Below are 16,151 nucleotides of genomic sequence, written 5' to 3'. Positions count from 1 at the left end.
AGAAGGGAAAGCGCCGCCTCATCCTTCGTCCGCGCTCACCATCTCCAGAATCCAGGGACAGGCATAATAGTCGGCGATACGGTCGATCACCCCGCTGGTGGCATGGACCCGCACCAGATAGGCCGGCCGCCAGGCCTCGCCATATTGCCTGTCAACGACCAGCACCTGTTCCCCTTCGACCACGCCGGGCCGCAGCCGCCAAGGCAGTTCGCTGCGTTCATACTCGACGAAATAGGGCGAGCGGGAGAGCAGGCCGTTGTAGCAGTCCGAGACCCGCAGGCGGGCATCGGCGCTGGTCAGCGCCCGCACGCCGTCCCAATCCCTGACGTTGAAGAGTTCGACATAGCGTTCGAGCAGCCGCGTCAGCTCCGGGTCGTCAGCGGGCGCCGCGACCGGTTGCGCCGGCAGGGCGGCGAGCTTGGCCCGGCCCCGGCTGAGCGCCGATTTGACGCCGCCTGACGTCGAGCCGACAAGCTCGGCGATCTCCTCCAGCGAATGGTCGAACACGTCCTTGAGCAGCACGCAGGCGCGCTCCTTGGGCGGCAGGTGCACGACCAGCCGCTCGATCGCGTGGCCGACGCCCTGCCCGGCCGGTTCGGCTGGCAGTACGATGTCGTCGCTGGCATGGCCGGCCTCGGCCCGCATGCGCGCGCGGCGGCCGCGGATGAGGTCGATGCACCTGTTATGGGCAATGCGGAACAGCCAGGGCGGCAGCGCCTTCGCATCGTCGAGAAGCTCGATCTTGCGATAGGCCTCGAACAGCGCGTCCTGCATGACGTCCTCGCCGTCGAGCGCCGAGCCGGTCATGCGGGCGCAGTAGCGATGCAGGCGGGCGCGCAGATGCGAAACGGTCGCCAGGAACGCCGCGTAGCGCGGGTCCAGCAAATCCGAAGGGGTGAGGCGCGGCGCGGCGCCTTGCCCCGTTTCGACAGAGGTGCGGATCTGCTGGTTCATGGCCAGATGTCGGTCAGCGTTGCCCAAGCATCGCGCAGGCCGGGCATTTCGACAAGCGGCAAGCGCGACACCATCTGCGGCCACATGCTTATGCCGCCTTGCCGGTGGTATTGGCCTCCGCCAGGCCGAGCCTCGGCCGCACCCAGGCGGCGAAGCGGCGAACCGCGTCATCGGCCTCCTGCGCCCGGCCGGCCATCATCTGGAAGGAGTGCAGCATGCCGTCGAAGACGTCGAGCCGGGTCTCGACGCCGGCCTGGCGGGCGCGTTCGGCGAACATGCGGCTTTCGTCGACAAGTGTCTCGTCGGCGCCGGCCTGCAGGAACACGGGCGGCAAACCGGAAAGGTCGGCATAGAGCGGGCTGACTTCCGGGTCGCGCCGGTCCGTATCGCCAACGAAGTTGCTCGCCAGCCAGTCGACGGCCTCCCGGGCGAAGGCCGGATCCTTCTTGCGGTTGGTCTCGTAGCTGGCGCCGGTCAGCGCCATGTCGAACCAGCCCGAGATGACCAGCGTGGCGACAGGCAGCGGCCGGCCCTGCGCGCGCAGCCGCTGCAGCAGGCCATAGATCAGCACCGCGCCGCAGGAATCGCCGGTAAGCACGATGCGTCGGGGGTCGAAGCCCTTGCCCGCGAGCCAGTCCCACACGGTCACCGCCGCCTCGATCTGCGCCGGATGCTTCGCCTGATGGGTGAGCGGATAATCATAGATCAGCGCCCGGCAGCCGACGGCCTTGGCGAGATGGCCGGTGAGCTTGCGGTGCGTATAGATCGAACCGCCGACGAAGCCGCCGCCATGCGCATGGACCAGCACCCGCTCCTCGTCGGTGCCCTTCGGCACGGCCCATAGCGCCGGCACGCCGCCGGCATCGGCCTCGATATAGTCGACGCCGCGGGGTTCGCCGGTCAGCGCCGTCCAGTTGATGTCGTTGAAATCGACGATCTCCTGCGGACTGGTAAACTTGCCGGCATTGGCGGCGATCGTCTCATAGTGGATCCTGTTTGCCTCGCTCTCTCTGCTCGCCACGATAGTCTCCCTGGGGCTGCGGGCCACCGATGAAGCGGCCCTTCAAAACCAGAGACGGACGGGCGGGCAAAAAGGATACGTCGCGCCGAATTTTTTGGATGGCTTGCCAGCTTAAAGGCCAACGCCGGAGGGTCAGCCCCCCTCTGGCCTGCCGGCCATCTCCCCCGCAAGGAGGGAGATCAGATGTCAGCTCCGCCTTCGCCAACTTCCAGCGCCGAAGAAAGGGCGTGTCAGCGGATATTGCCAATCTCCCCCTTGCGGGCAGGGCAATCGCATATGGGTTTTTACGAAGATTGACCCCCACCCTTAATCCCTCCCCACAAGGGGGAGGGAGACTTGGCCGGCGCTGATTGCGGCCAGTACTGAGGTTTCGATCCTCAACATGAAGATGGATAGGGCGCGCGCGGCAGCGTTCCCTCCCCCTTGTGGGGAGGGTTAGGGTGGGGGTCCCCTTCGCAAGAATCCATATGCGATTGCCCTGCCCTTGCGGGGGAGATGTCCGGCAGGACAGAGGGGCGTGTGAAGGATCACCAGCCCTCGCTACTGACTGACCGGTGCTGGGCCAAACGGCTTCCATCACCCTGCCGGCGCGTAGCGGCTGACCACCATGCCGCTGGCATAGGCCTTGGAGCCGACCAGCCGCAGTTTCCGGAAGCCGCCCTGGTCGAAGATGCGCCGGCCGCCGCCCAGCACCGCCGGGTTGACGAACAGCTGGAACTCGTCGACCAGCCCGGCTGCGATCAATGCCGAGGCGAAGCCGGCCCCGCCGAACACGGCCATGTCGCCGCCCTCGCCGGCCTTCAGCGCGTTGACTTCGCGCGCCAGGTCACTGCTCGCCACGATGGTGCGCTCCCAGCGCGACGCCTCGAGCTTGTCGCTGAGCACCACCTTGCGCGCCTCGACGATGCGCTGCGCAAAGGCATAGAACGGATCGGCCGGATATTTGCGCGCCGCATTGCCCCAGTGGGTGAGATAGCCTTCCTCGGCCATCTTGCGGCTGAGCAGGATGGTGTCGATGCCGGCGAAGACGGTGTTGAAATCCTGCTTCAGCTCGGCGTCCCAGCCATTGGCGTCGCCCCATTCCCAGAGCTGCCAGGGCTGGTCCGCATTGGCGCCGACAAAGCCGTCGACCGACATCTGCATCTGAAGGATGAGCTTTTTCATGGGGTTCTCCTCGTTTCCGGATTCTGGATGGCAGGGATCAGGCGCGGGCGAAGGCTTGCGCCCAGGCCTCGAAACTGGTCGGCGTCGCATTTTGCGCCGACGGCGCTTCCAGCGCCCAGCGTTCGCCCTTGTTGAAGCTCGCCGCCGTCTCGCCGAGTGCATCGGCGAAGCTCGCCGACATGCCGTTGGCGATCATGCCGGCGCGGGCGTCGGCGAAGGGCGCCGCGTGATAGGCCACCTCCCTGCCGATCGCCTTGCCGAGGATCGCGGTCGCCTGCTCGAACGTATAATAGCCGCCGCCATGCAGTTCGACGACGCGTCCGGCCTGGAGACGGTCCGATCCAAGCAGGGCGGCGGCGCGCTGGCCGATGTCGCGCGCGGCGATCAGCGGCATCGGCAGGTCGCCGCGGAACGGCGTGGCGAAAACGCCCGTCTCGGCCTGCTGGACGAAGCCCATGCCCTTGGCGAAATTCTCCATGAAGAAGGAAGCGCGCAGCAGCACCAGTTCGTCGAGCCCAAGCGCTTCCAGCCGCTCCTCCATCATGGCGGCGCCGAGCGAGGTTCCCATCCTGAGATGGGCGTTGAGGCCGCTGAGCAGCACCACCCGGCGCATGCCCGAATTCGCGATCGCCGTCGCCAGCCGCTCGCCGACCTCATCCTCGAAGCGATGCAGGTCCGGCGCGGTGACATCGAACGGGATCATCACATAGGCGCTGTCGGCGCCGGAAAAGGCCGACTTCAGCGCGGCGGCGTCATCGAGCGCCACCCCCAGGCTGCGCGCCACGCCGCGCACTTTGTGCCCCTGCCCCGCGAGCACCGAGGCCACTTCCGCGCCGACCTCGCTGGTGGCGCCGACGACCACGACGGTCCTTGGCGTGGCGGCCATTTTCGTTTCGGTCGCCACATTCGTTTCTGTCGCCTGCTGGTTCATGTCTGCCTCCTCCTGGAATTCGCAGGCCACGATGGCCGGCGAGTGATTTACTTTTGGAACCATTTGACGGAAGCCGCGAATGATGTCAATAGTAAAGTGATTTAAAAATGGAACCATTGAGATGTCGACGCGCGAAAAGTCAGGCTGTCCGATCAACCTGTCGCTCGAACTGCTTGGCGACCGCTGGACGCTGCTCATCATCCGCGACATGATCTTCGCCGGGAAAAAGCACTTTCGCGAATTCCTGCAATCCGACGAGGGCATCTCCTCGCGCACGCTAGCCGAGCGGCTGCAGACGCTGCAGGACGAAGGCATCGTCACCCGCAGCGATGACCCCACCCACGCCCTGAAGGCGATCTACAGGCTGACCGAGGCCGGCATCGACCTGTTGCCGGTGCTCGCCACGCTCGGCGCCTGGGGCAGCAAGCACCGCAAGGCGGACGACAAGCTCGCCCGCATCGCCGACGAACTGGCGGCCGGCGGCGAACCCGCACTGGAACGGATGAAGGCGGCGCTGCGGGCGGAGCATGTGGTGTAAGCAGCGGAGCAAGCGCCTCTGTAAGGTTGGCGCCGCCCCTCATTGCCCTGCCGGGCATTTCTCCCCGTATAGGAACGGGGAGAAAGTAGCTGGCCGCAGCGCCGGCGCCTTTTCCTGCCACATTGGCGACTGGCGAAACCATTGATGAAAGCGCCCCTCTCCCCGTCACTATACGGGGAGAGGATGCCGGCAGGCAGGTGAGGGGCGGCGCAAGCGTTTCAAGACAGGACAAGCGCCCAAGCTATCGGCGAACAAGTCTCCCAGACTCATCTCAGCCTTGACTCCATCTCGCATATGTTCTTTATTTGTTCTCATCTATCAGCAATCGCGGATGAGCGGAACGGGATGGAAACGACAGCCACCATCCTGCATGCTGATCTCGACGCCTTCTATGCCTCGGTCGAGCAGCTGCTCGACCCCTCGCTGCGCGGCAAGCCGATCGCGGTCGGCGGCGGCGTCGTGCTGGCGGCCTCCTATGAGGCGCGCGCCTTCGGCGTGCGCGGCGGCATGCCGGGGCGCAAGGCGCGCGAGCTTTGCCCGCAACTGATCTTCGTCGGTGGTAATTTCGCCGATTACCAGCGGCTGGGTGACGCGGCGATCAGGGTGCTCGACGATTTCACGCCGGTGGTCGAGCGCATCTCCATCGACGAGGCCTTCGCCGATGTCGCCGGCTGCACGCACCTTTTCGGCTCGCCAAAGGAGATCGCCACGGCGATCCGCCGCCGCGTGCGCGCAGAACTCGGCCTGCCGATCTCGATCGGCGTTGCCCGCACCAAGCATCTCGCCAAGATTGCTTCGCAGGTCGCCAAGCCCGACGGGCTGGTCGTGGTCGACCCCGGCACCGAACTCGCCTTCCTGCATGATCTGCCCGTCGGGCTGATGTGGGGTGTCGGCCCGGCGACCCGGGCGCGGCTGGCCGAAATCGGCGTCGAGACCATCGGCCAGTTGGCACGCACGCACAGCGGCGCGCTGGCGCGGCTGCTCGGCCCCGCCGCCGGCGAGAAGCTCGCCGCCCTGTCGTGGAACCGCGACCCGCGCAAGCTGGAGACGAAGCGCCGGGCGCATTCGGCCGGCGCGCAATCGGCGCTTGGCAGGAAGCCGGCCGTGCCTGATGTCATCGTGCCCACCCTGCTGCACCTTGCCGACCGCGTCGCCAGCCGGCTGCGCGCCAAGGCGCGGCCGGGCCGCACGGTGACCGTGCGCGTGCGCTTTGCCGATCTCAGCGCCGTGACGCGCTCGATCACGCTGGAGCAGCCGATCTCGGCGACCACCATGCTGGCCGAGATCGCTGGGGATCTGGTGCGCGGCGTACTCGCCGACCACCCACATGAGCTGACGATTTCGCTGCTGGCGATCTCGGTCTCGCATCTCTGGGAAAACGCGGAGCTGCAACTCGACCTGCCGCTCGGCCTCGCCGACGAGAGACAGCGCCCCGGCAGCAAGAAAGGCCTGGCCCGTTTCGGCGCCGACCGCGCCATCGACAGAATCCGCCAGCGCTTCGGCAAACAGGCCGTGGGCTACGGCACCGTGGCGCTCGAAGCCGCCCGCTCGGTGCCCGACGAGTTCAGGGAACTGGCGGAGAAGGAACTCTAGCCAAATCTACGCCTGATGCACTGGCGCAGCCCCTTCCCCGCGCTGCTCACAGGCAGGGGAAAGCGTTCATCTGCTTCTCGAAGTCCATGTCGACGGACGAGGTCAGTTTTCCATTGAGCGCATACCCCTGGATGACGGAATAGGCGGCCGAAGCGGTAAAGCCGTATTTCTCGAGGAACTTCACCTGCTCGGCCCCGCCCTTCGCGCTGCTGAGCTTGTCGAACTGGCCATACCACTTGATGTAGGCCGTATACGGCTTCTTGTTGTAGGGCGCCTTGCTCTGCAGGCCGTCATCGATCCATTTCCTGAAACTCTCCTGTTTCAGGAAAGCCTTGCCGTCCTTGATCTGCCTGGCGACCTGTTGCTCGTAGGCGGTGCACTTGGCGGCCGCCTGCGCGCCGGCCACGCCCGCCAACGTCGCTACGGCGAACACCGCCGCCAGATTTCTGGATTTCCGCATCATTTCTCTACGAATCCCCGGTGGAAAAGTTGAAAACACAACGAGTTGGAACGGTTCGCCGATTCTGCGGACCGGCGGCTCAAAACCCGGCCGGAACGAACTCGCAGGCGAGCAGCGTCTTGCCCTCGAGCGCGCTTCCCTCGCGCGCCACGATCGAAACCTTTCCGGGGCCGGCCAGTCCTTCCGGCGGCTGCTGATCGGCCGGCAACTCCAACGCATAGCCCTTGCTGGAGGTGCCCATCAGGTCCGAGGTCTCCGGCTTCAGCCCATAGGCCTTGGCAAGGTCGTCAGCGCGTTCGCCCTTGATCAGCACGCCGACCGCGCTGTTGGCGAAGAACACCTCGTCGGTCTCGAAACCGTCGCGGCCGATCTGTTGCGGAATCTTGTAGATCGCGGCGCCCAGCGACGACATGTCGGGCTTGGCCAGCTTTTCCGCCGCGTCATAGATTTCGGTTGCCGAAGCCACCGAATAAGGCGGCTTGCACAGCGCCGCGTCGAAGAAAGCGGAGGTCTCGGTGGCGCTCGCGGCATTGCCAGTGAAACTCACCAGGGCAACGGCACTCGCAGTGACGACAAGACGATAAATAGACTTTGATTTCGGCACGCAAACATCCTTTAGGGCAAGAAGGGCATAGTGGCGTTGCCTGGACAACGCCCGATTTATATTAGATAAATCTGATTTATATCTGAGACTCCTCGCCTGCTTATTGCAAGGCAACCGCAAGCACAAGCTGGCGGCGTCCGCCGTCCGGAGATCGCCGTCCTTATCCCCAGGCGGCCGCGTGGCCCGTCTTCCAGTGCCGGATGGGGCGTCAGAGCCGCGCCGTGCCGAAAACCCGGTCCCACACGATCGACGTGACGCCAAAATTCGCGGTGTCATCGACATGGTGGTGCACCGCATGACGGCGCTTGAGCGTGTAGAGGTAGCTCGGATGCGAGGGGTGCCAGTGGTGGATCATGTGGTGCACGCTGATATACCAGAGATAACCCAGCATCAGCCCGCAGCTCACCGCGCTCGCGGCCGCGAAACCGAAAACCAGCCAGACGGCCAGTCCGATCAGCGCGTGCACGCCGAGGCTGAGCCAGGTCGGCGTGCCCACCGGACTGCGCTCCTCGACATGGTGGCGGTCATGCAGGTCCTTGATCCAGGGAATGTGATGGAGGACGAAGCGGTGGAGCACATATTCGATCAGCGTCCACAGGCCGAGACAGAGCAGCACCGTGCCGATCCACTCCGGCGCGCTTTCTTCGCCGGCCTCGATCAGCCCCGCCACCCCCAACAGGGCGATGACCAGGGGATAGACCACGAAGTCGCTGTAATAGCCGATCAGACCCAGTTGCATTCGGATGCCCCCAACCTGACTTTCGACGCCACCCAAAACGATGCTATCAGATTGCCGAACTCGCTGGTGAGGTGCAATGCGGATGTATCTGAAATAGCGTCGTATTTTCCCGGTACAAGATCGGCACCCACGATCCCGACGCAGAATCAGCGCAGGGCCGGCTTCGCACCAGTGACGTAAGCGGACATAGAAAAATGGCAAAACGCAGTGCGGGTCTGCTGATCTATCACCGGAGCGATGACGGCCCGCGCGTGCTGCTTGTGCATCCCGGCGGCCCGTTCTGGGCGAAGAAGGACGACGGCGCCTGGTCGATCCCCAAGGGCATGGTCGAGGACGGCGAGGATGAGCTCGCGGCGGCACGACGCGAGGCCGCGGAAGAACTCGGCGTCGAGGTCGACGGCATTTTCGCCAGGCTCGGCGAATACAGGCAGACGGGCGGCAAGATCGTTATCGCATGGGCTGTCGCGACGGCAGCCGAGATCGACGTCGCCACGATCAGGAGCAACAATTTTACGATGGAATGGCCGCCGCGCTCCGGAACGATGCGGGAATTTCCGGAGGTCGACCGGGCCGGCTGGTTCACTATGGCCGAGGCCGGCGTCAAGATCCTGGCCGGCCAGCGGCCGATGCTGGCGGATTTGGCCGAGCAACTGGGCCTGGAATAGCTGGATTAGGCGCCGGCGACCAAAGCTGCCGATCTCCCCCCAAGTGGGGGAGATGGCCGGCAGGCCAGAGGGGGGCGCTGTCCCGCCGACGTCTCAGTCAATCAATGAAGCATGCCCGCGTGCGGCATACATCTTCTCTAATTATTGCCAGGTGGTTCCCCCAATCCGTCGCTGCTTCGCAGCGCCACCTTTCCCCCCTCCGGAGGGAAAGGAAGGGAGCGTTGCTGGACGAGCGTCGAAGATAAAAAAGCCTGGCATCTTTCCTCTCCCCCGTCGATCGGGGGAGAGGTGGCTCGGCGAAGCCGAGACGGAGTGGGGGTCGACCAGCTCTGCGCAAGAAAATGCATGCTTGGAACTGTATGCATGCCGGAACCACGGAGGGGGAGATCGGCTGTTCTCACCCGAACCGCGCGCCCGTCCAGGCGCCGCCCGCCGCGTTCGATTCCACCGCTGCCGCGACGAACTTCACGCCGCGCGCGCCGTCCACCACATCTGGCACCTGCGCCGCCCGCGCCGGATCGACCTCAACACCCGAGCGGTGGGCGCGGATGATGTCGGCGGCGTCGCGGTAGAAATTGGCGAAGGCCTCGATATAGCCTTCCGGATGCGCCGCCGGCATGCGCGACACGCGCCGCGCCTCCGCCGTCGAGCCATGGCCGCCGCGCACCAGCGTGCGGGTTTCCTCGCCATAGACCGAGAAGCGCAGTTCCTCCGGCCGCGAGCCCGACCATTCGAGCCCGGCTCTGTCGCCATAGATGCGCACGGAGAGATCGTTGTAATGGCCGGGCGAGGTCTGGCTGGCGAGGATCGTGCCGCGCGCACCGTCGGTCCAGCGCACCAGTACATGCGCGTTGTCGTCGAGCCGCCTGCCGGGCACTGCCGTGAACAGGTCAGCCGACACCGCTTCCGCCTCGCGGCCGGAGATGAAACTCGCCAGATTGAAGGCGTGCACGCCGATATCGGCCAGCACCGCCGACTGCCCGGCGCGCGCCGGATCGGTGCGCCATTCCGCCTGTTTCTGGCCATCGGCATCGATCGGCTTCGTCAGCCAGTCCTGGATATAGGAGCCATGCACCGAAACGATGCGGCCAAGCTCGCCCGCCATCACCATTTCGCGCGCCTGCCGCACCATGGCGTAGCCGGTGTTGTTGAGGGTCACGACGAAGCGGCGGTTTTTCGTCTTTGCCAGGCTCACGAGCGCTTGCGCATCGGCCAGCGTCGTCGACAGCGGCTTGTCGCAGATCACGTCGATGCCGGCTTCGAGAAAAGCTGTGGCGATCGGCGCGTGCAGATGGTTGGGGGTGACGATGACCACGGCCTCGATGCCGTCCGGCCGCGCCGCTTCGGCTCGAGCCATCGCATGGTAGTCGGCATAGCTGCGCTCGGGCGCGATGCCGATCTCGGCGGCGGAAGCCGCGGCGTTGTCCGGATCGGAGGACAGCGCGCCGGCCACCAGCGTGATCTGGTCGTCGAGCCGCATGGCCAGCCGATGCACCGCGCCGATGAAGGCATTGCGGCCGCCGCCCACCATGCCGACCCTCAGGCGCCTGCCCGCCACCCCGTCCGATGTTGCGTAGACCATTTTCAAGCTCCTCCAACTAGCACTTCATCATCCTGGGGTGGAGCAAGGAGCGCAACGGGACGACCACTCGCGCCTTCGTCATCCTAGGGCGAAGCAAGGAGCGAAGCGACGCGCGCAGACCCTAGGATCCATGCCGCGACTTTGAAGTCCCGCTACGGTGCAGAACTTCTCTCCCGCTGCATTCCTCGACAACCGTCACGGCATGGATCCCAGGGTCTCCGCGACGGGGCTTCGCTCCTGCTTCGCCCTAGGATGACGACGTCGGGGAGGCTTCCGCCAACCCTTCGTATCGCAACCGCCCCGCTGCCCCCCTCAACTCCAATCGAACAGGATTTCCAATTTCCATATTGTAAAACGATCGTACCGCGCTAGCCTGAAAATCATGAGCGGGGCGAGAAAACCTTCCGGACGATCCAGTGCCGACGAGGCGGCGACGCGCAAGCGTGGGCGCTCTCTTGCGGCGTTGGGCTATATCCAGCCGCAGACCTATGAGGAACTGCGCGCGGTGCTGTCCTCAGGCACGGTGCATTTTCCCAAGCGCCTGCGCCAGGTGGCGATCTTCCTGTGGCAGCATCCGAGCGAGGTTGCGCTCGGCACCATCGCGCAGGTGGCCGCGCAGGCCGGGGTGCAGCCCTCGACCCTGGTGCGTTTCGCCCAGATTTTCGGCTATTCCGGCTTCTCCGATTTCCAGGGCCTGTTCAAGGACCACGTCAAGGGCTCCTGGCCGGAAGGCCGTGGCGAACCGCGCACAGAGGCGGAGCCCCATGCCGCCATGCACTTCCTGCACGGCATGGTCGGCGCCTCGCAGGCCTCGCTCGGCCGCATCGAGGCTGGCTTCGACATTGCAAGCTTCGAGAAGATGGTGGCGACGCTGGCCGTCGCCGACCTGATCTACGTCATCGGCTCCAAGCGCGCCTTCCCGGTCACCGCCTATCTGTCGCTGACGCTTTCGCAACAGGGCGTGCGCAACGTGCTGGTCGACAATGTCGGCTCCACCGCGCTCGACCAGGTCGGCTGCATCGGCAGCCGCGACGCCGTGCTCGCGGTTTCCTTCAGCCCCTACAATTCGATTACGCCCGACCTCGTCGCCGTGGCGCATGAGCGCAAGGCGCGCATCCTCACCATCACCGACAGCACCTTCAGCCCGCTTATCCCCTTGTCGGAAAGCTGGCTGGAAGTGGTGGAATCCGACTTCGCCGGCTTCCGCTCGCTGGCTGCCTCGCTCGCCGTCGGCATGGCGCTGGTCCAAGGCGTCGCGGCGCGGCGGGGCACGTAAGACGCCACTGGCACAATTGACTAACGGGAATTCCCGTTCCATATTTTGAAAAATAGAAACTTTGTTCCGGGAGGAGGAATGGAGACGAGGCTCGACGGCAAGGTGATGCTGGTCACCGGGTCGACGCAAGGCATCGGCCGCGCCATTGCCGAGACGCTGGCACGGTCCGGCGCCGAGGGATTGGTGATCACCGGTCGCGACAGGACGCGCGGCGATGCCGTGGCGGCGGAGCTGTCGGCGCTGGGCACCCCGACGCTTTTCGTCGCCGCCGACCTTGCCGATGAAGCCACGCCGGCTCTTCTGGCGCGGGCCTGCATCGAGCGCTTCGGCCGCATCGACGGCCTGGTCAACGCCGCCGGCCTCACCGACCGTGCTTCCTTCCTCGACGCCAGCCTCGACGACTGGGCCTCGCTGTTCGCCGTCAATGCGCGCGCACCGTTCTTCCTCATGCAGGCTGCTATCGCCGACATGAGGAAGCGTGGGGCTTCAGGCGCCATCGTCAACATCCTGTCGATCAACGCCCATTGCGGCTCGCCGGAACTCGCCGTCTATTCCGCCACCAAGGGCGCGCTGGCAACGCTGACCAAGAACGCCGCCAATGCCCACCGCTTCGACCGTATCCGCGTCAACGGCATCAATGTCGGCTGGACCGACACGCCGGCCGAGCGCGTGATGCAGGCGCGGACGCTGGGCCTCGGTCCGGGCTGGCTCGACGCCGCCAACGCCGCGCAACCCTTTGGCCGGCTGCTGAACCCCAGCGATATCGCCAACCTTGCCGTGTTCCTGCTCTCCGACGCGGCCGGCCCGATGACCGGCGCCGTGATCGACCAGGAGCAGGCGGTGATCGGGGCGAACAAGTGAGCGCCATCGAGACACTTGGCCCTGACCTCATGGACAGGCTTCCCGCCTCCGTCGCGAAGCCCGCCTATGACCGTGCCCGCCTTGAGGCAGGCATGGCGCATCTGGGTGTCGGCGCCTTCCATCGCTGCCACCAGGCCGAATACACCGACGACCTCCTGGCGCGCGACTTCGGCAGCTGGGGCATCGTCGGCATCAACATCCGCCCTCCCCATCTTGCCGATACGCTTGGCCGGCAGGGCGGCCTCTACACCCGGTTGATCCGCGAGAACGACAGGGTCGAGGCGCGCGTCATCGGCAGCATCGTCAGGGTCGTCGACAGCCAGGTAAGCGCCGCGCCCGCCCTGGAAGTGCTGGCCGCGCCGGACATCGAACTGGTGACGATGACGGTGACGGAAAAAGGCTATTGCCACATCCCCTCGACCGGCGAACTCGACCTTGCCCATCCCGATATCGTCCACGATCTCGCGCACCCCGAAACACCGCGCAGCGTGCCCGGCATGCTGACGCGGGCGCTGGACCTGCGCCGGGCCACGCATGGGCGGCCGCTGACCCTGCTTTCGTGCGACAACATTCCGGCCAACGGCCTCATCCTGGGCAATGTCGTGCGCACCCTTGCCGAACGGCGCGGCGCCGGGCTCGTGGACTGGATCGCGGCCAACGCCACCTTCCCTTCCGCCATGGTCGACCGCATTGCCCCGGCGGTGACGCAGGCTGACATCGACAGCGTCGAACAGCGCTACGGCTACCGCGATGGCGCCGTCGCCGTCGGCGAGCCGTTCCGCCAGTGGGTGATCGAGAAGAAATTCGCCGGGCGCATGCCACGCTGGGATCTGGTCGGTGCGACGCTGGTCGACGACGTCACGCCGTTCGAGCACCTGAAGATGCGGGTGCTGAACGGCGCCCAGACGACGCTCGCCACGCTCGGCGTGCTGGCCGGGCTGGAGCACACGTTCAACGCCATTGCCGATCCGCTGCTCTCGGTCTTCGTGCGCCGGATGCTGGTCGAGGAGACGCTGCCGACGCTGGAACCGGTGCCCGGCATGGATCCGTCGGCCTATGTCGAGCAGAGCCTCGGCCGGCTGAAAAACACCGCCATCCGCCACCGCAACCACCAGATCGCCACCGACGGATCGCAGAAGATCGTCCAGCGCCTGCTCAACCCGATCCGCGACCGGCTGGCGACGGGCCAGGACATTGCGCTGCTGCCGGTGCCGGTCGCCGGCTGGATGGCGTATCTCATCCTGGCCTCGGCTCGCTTCGGCGGGCGCTGGCCGGTCTCCGACCCCTATGCCGAAAAGGTCGCCGCCATCGCCGACGCCACCGGCAACGATGCGCAAGCGCTGGCTTCGGCTATCCTTGCCATCGACACGATTTTCGATCCCGGCCTTGCCGCGAACGACAGGTTTCGCGCGGCCGTTACGTCAGCGCTGGGCGAGCTGCTTTCAAGCGATCCGATGGCGGCCGTCCGTCGCAGTCTTCAACAAGATGAGGTCGCGAGGTTGAAGCGATCCAAACAATCGGCATTATAACGATCGACCGTGCAATCACGGTCAAGGGAGGCACAATGAAACTTGGACTGCTCACCGCTCCGTTCGCGGAGACGCCGCTTGCCGACGTCGCCGGCTGGGCGCATCAGGCCGGCTTCGAGGCGCTGGAGATCGCCTGCTGGCCGAAAACATCGGGCGCGACACGGCGCTATGCCGGCACCAGCCATATCGATGCCGCCGCGACGTCAGCCGCGCAGGCGAAAGAGATCGCCGCCTCGCTGGCCGAGAAGAACATCTCCATCTCCGGCCTCGGCTACTACCCCAACCCGCTGCACCCGGATGCCGCGCATCGCGAGGCGGTCATCGGCCACCTGAAGAAGGTGATCGTGCTGGCCGCCAATATGGGCGTGCCCGTCGTCAACACCTTCTGCGGCGGCGATGCGTCCAAGACCGTCGACGTCAACTGGCAGGACGCGCTGAAGGTCTGGCCGGAAATCGTCGCCCATGCGCGCGATCACGGCGTCAAGCTCGCCTTCGAGAACTGCCCGATGATCTTCAGCCATGACGAATGGCCGGGCGGGCATAACATCGCCTATTCGCCTTATATCTGGCGCCGCATTCTCGAAACCTGGGGCGGCGATGTCGGCATGAATTTCGACCCCTCGCACCTGGTCTGGCAGATGATCGACCAGGCCCGCTTCATCAGGGAATTCGGTCCCTATATGCTGCATGTCCACGCCAAGGACCTGATGATTGATCATGATGGTTTGTACGAGCGCGGAATCATGTCGGCCGGGATAGGATGGCAGGTGCCGCGCATGCCTGGGCTGGGCGATGTCGACTGGAGCGGCTTCTTCTCCGGCCTCTACCGTGCCGGCTACGACGGATCCATCATCATCGAACACGAGGACAGGCGGTTCGAAGGCAGCGACGAGAAGGTCAAGCAGGGCTTCCTGCTCGCCCGCGACGTGCTGCGCCCCTTCGTGAAGTGACGGCGGTCCGCGCCGGTTGAATCTCTTTCTGCGCGGCGAGGCCTAACAGGTTAGACTGAAACTGAAAAACAATGTGGAGGAAGACTGAAATGAAGAAAATACTGACCATGGTTCCGCTGCTCGCGGGCGCTGCCCTGCTGGCCTCGATGGGCGTGTCGGCGGCCGCCGGCAAATACACGATCGGCATCTCCAACACCGTGCAGGGCAATGGCTGGCGCGAGGAAATGGTCTGCGCCATGAAGGCGCAGGCGCTCGCTTCGGGCGAGGTCGCCAAGCTCAACATCGCGCACCGCAACACCGACGCCGCCGGCCAGTTGGAAGACATCCGCAACCTGATCAGCGCCAAGGTCGACGCCATCGTCGTCAACCCCGCTGACCCGGCCGGCATCAAGGCGGGCCTCGAGGAAGCCACCAAGGCCGGCATCGTCGTCGTCGCCGTCGACCAGGCGGTCACCGAACCGTCGGCCTACATCATCTCCAACAACCAGGAAGAATATGCCTATCTCGGCGCCAAGTGGCTGTTCCAGCAGATGGGCGGCAAGGGCGAGGTCTTCTACATGCGCGGCGCCGCTGGCGCTTCCGCCGATAGCGACCGCGACAAAGGCTTCAAGAAGGCGCTCGCCGAATTCCCGAACGTGAAGGTCGCGCAGGAAGTCTTCACCGGCTGGCAGCAGGACCAGGCCAAGCAGCAGATGCTGTCGTTCCTCGCCACCGGCACGCCGTTCAACGGCGTCTGGACCTCGGGCATCGACAACGTCATCGTCGACGCGCTGGTCGAATCGCAGGCCCCGCTGGTGCCGGTGGTCGGCGCCGACAATGCCGGCTTCGTCGGCCAATTGAGCTCGGTCAAGGGTCTGGTCGGCGCCGCCGTCACCAACCCCGGCTCGATCGGCGGCGCCGGCGTGACGCTGGCCCTGCAGATCCTCGACGGCAAGAAGCCGGCCCAGCAGACCGTGCTTGTGCAGCCGCAGCTCTGGGAAAACGCCACCGAGGAAGGCAAGGCCAAGCTGAAGACCGCCGCCGACCCGTCGCTGAGCCCCGAATGGCCGGTCTCGATCATGATCCCGGACTGGACGACCTACACCAAGGAGCAGATCGTGGCCTGCAAGGGCCCGGGCGAGTGATCAGCGTTTGAATGAACTCACGAGGACGGCGAACCGCCGTCCTCGCCATAAAGGTTAGCGCTCTACGGCGCCCCCCTCTGTCCTGCCGGACATCTCCCCCACAGGTGGGGAGATTGGCTGTCAGTTCGGCTTTCGCCAATTTCCAACGTTGCAAAACGAG

At 65.5% G+C, this 16,151-nt stretch carries 16 protein-coding genes; 8 read left to right on the top strand and 8 right to left on the bottom strand.

Annotated elements, in window-relative coordinates:
* Window positions 1–18 precede the first annotated feature (18 nt).
* From J0I79_RS30445 to J0I79_RS30430, 4 genes are all read right to left on the bottom strand, one after another.
* Entirely contained in the window at window positions 19–954 is a 936-nt protein-coding gene (locus tag J0I79_RS30445) for a sigma-70 family RNA polymerase sigma factor (RefSeq protein WP_292868291.1), read from the bottom strand.
* 88 nt (window positions 955–1,042) lie between these two features.
* Window positions 1,043–1,975, bottom strand: coding sequence for an alpha/beta hydrolase (locus J0I79_RS30440; protein WP_292868288.1), 933 nt, complete (start codon window positions 1,973–1,975; stop codon window positions 1,043–1,045).
* A 576-nt stretch (window positions 1,976–2,551) separates the two neighbouring features.
* On the bottom strand, window positions 2,552–3,139 hold the full coding sequence (locus J0I79_RS30435; RefSeq protein ID WP_292868285.1) for a dihydrofolate reductase family protein: 588 nt from the start codon (window positions 3,137–3,139) through the stop codon (window positions 2,552–2,554).
* Window positions 3,140–3,176: 37 nt separating this feature from the next.
* A complete protein-coding gene (locus tag J0I79_RS30430) occupies window positions 3,177–4,070 on the bottom strand; it encodes an NmrA family NAD(P)-binding protein (RefSeq protein ID WP_292868282.1) in 894 nt (297 codons plus the stop codon).
* A gap of 121 nt (window positions 4,071–4,191) precedes the next feature.
* Between J0I79_RS30430 and J0I79_RS30425 the strand changes: the two genes are divergently transcribed.
* A complete protein-coding gene (locus J0I79_RS30425) occupies window positions 4,192–4,608 on the top strand; it encodes a helix-turn-helix domain-containing protein (protein ID WP_292868279.1) in 417 nt (138 codons plus the stop codon).
* Window positions 4,609–4,953: 345 nt separating this feature from the next.
* On the top strand, window positions 4,954–6,201 hold the full coding sequence (dinB, locus tag J0I79_RS30420) for a DNA polymerase IV (RefSeq protein WP_292868276.1): 1,248 nt from the start codon (window positions 4,954–4,956) through the stop codon (window positions 6,199–6,201).
* Window positions 6,202–6,247: 46 nt separating this feature from the next.
* On the opposite strand, the gene J0I79_RS30415 is transcribed toward dinB, so the two are convergent.
* From J0I79_RS30415 to J0I79_RS30405, 3 genes are all read right to left on the bottom strand, one after another.
* Window positions 6,248–6,661: a hypothetical protein gene (locus J0I79_RS30415; RefSeq protein WP_292868273.1), complete on the bottom strand. Its 414-nt coding sequence runs from the start codon at window positions 6,659–6,661 to the stop codon at window positions 6,248–6,250.
* A 79-nt stretch (window positions 6,662–6,740) separates the two neighbouring features.
* Window positions 6,741–7,211 (bottom strand): hypothetical protein, encoded by a 471-nt coding sequence (locus tag J0I79_RS30410; RefSeq protein WP_292868297.1) that lies wholly within the window; start codon window positions 7,209–7,211, stop codon window positions 6,741–6,743.
* A gap of 262 nt (window positions 7,212–7,473) precedes the next feature.
* Window positions 7,474–8,004, bottom strand: coding sequence for a sterol desaturase family protein (locus J0I79_RS30405; protein ID WP_292868270.1), 531 nt, complete (start codon window positions 8,002–8,004; stop codon window positions 7,474–7,476).
* 194 nt (window positions 8,005–8,198) lie between these two features.
* Here J0I79_RS30405 and J0I79_RS30400 point away from each other — a divergent pair, with 194 nt between their 5' ends.
* A complete protein-coding gene (locus tag J0I79_RS30400; protein WP_292868267.1) occupies window positions 8,199–8,669 on the top strand; it encodes an NUDIX domain-containing protein in 471 nt (156 codons plus the stop codon).
* 397 nt (window positions 8,670–9,066) lie between these two features.
* Here J0I79_RS30400 and J0I79_RS30395 read toward each other — a convergent pair whose 3' ends face one another.
* Window positions 9,067–10,251: a Gfo/Idh/MocA family oxidoreductase gene (locus J0I79_RS30395; RefSeq protein WP_292868264.1), complete on the bottom strand. Its 1,185-nt coding sequence runs from the start codon at window positions 10,249–10,251 to the stop codon at window positions 9,067–9,069.
* Between the two features lie 382 nt (window positions 10,252–10,633).
* Between J0I79_RS30395 and J0I79_RS30390 the strand changes: the two genes are divergently transcribed.
* The 5 genes from J0I79_RS30390 to J0I79_RS30370 all read left to right on the top strand — a co-directional run bounded on the left by J0I79_RS30390 (window position 10,634) and on the right by J0I79_RS30370 (window position 15,991).
* Window positions 10,634–11,527, top strand: coding sequence for a MurR/RpiR family transcriptional regulator (locus J0I79_RS30390; protein WP_292868261.1), 894 nt, complete (start codon window positions 10,634–10,636; stop codon window positions 11,525–11,527).
* Window positions 11,528–11,605: 78 nt separating this feature from the next.
* Window positions 11,606–12,388 carry an SDR family oxidoreductase gene (locus J0I79_RS30385; RefSeq protein ID WP_292868258.1) on the top strand — a complete coding sequence of 261 codons (783 nt, stop codon included), beginning with the start codon at window positions 11,606–11,608 and terminating at the stop codon, window positions 12,386–12,388.
* A 29-nt stretch (window positions 12,389–12,417) separates the two neighbouring features.
* Window positions 12,418–13,917: a mannitol dehydrogenase family protein gene (locus J0I79_RS30380; RefSeq protein WP_292868294.1), complete on the top strand. Its 1,500-nt coding sequence runs from the start codon at window positions 12,418–12,420 to the stop codon at window positions 13,915–13,917.
* Window positions 13,918–13,952: 35 nt separating this feature from the next.
* Window positions 13,953–14,867, top strand: coding sequence for a sugar phosphate isomerase/epimerase (locus J0I79_RS30375; protein ID WP_292868255.1), 915 nt, complete (start codon window positions 13,953–13,955; stop codon window positions 14,865–14,867).
* 89 nt (window positions 14,868–14,956) lie between these two features.
* Window positions 14,957–15,991, top strand: coding sequence for an ABC transporter substrate-binding protein (locus J0I79_RS30370; protein WP_292868252.1), 1,035 nt, complete (start codon window positions 14,957–14,959; stop codon window positions 15,989–15,991).
* The last annotated feature ends 160 nt before the right edge of the window (window positions 15,992–16,151 follow it).

Origin of the sequence: Mesorhizobium sp., assembly GCF_017306585.1 — a bacterium.
In the GTDB taxonomy this organism is placed as follows: Bacteria; Pseudomonadota; Alphaproteobacteria; order Rhizobiales; family Rhizobiaceae; genus Mesorhizobium.
This window is presented reverse-complemented; position numbering and strand designations above follow the sequence as displayed.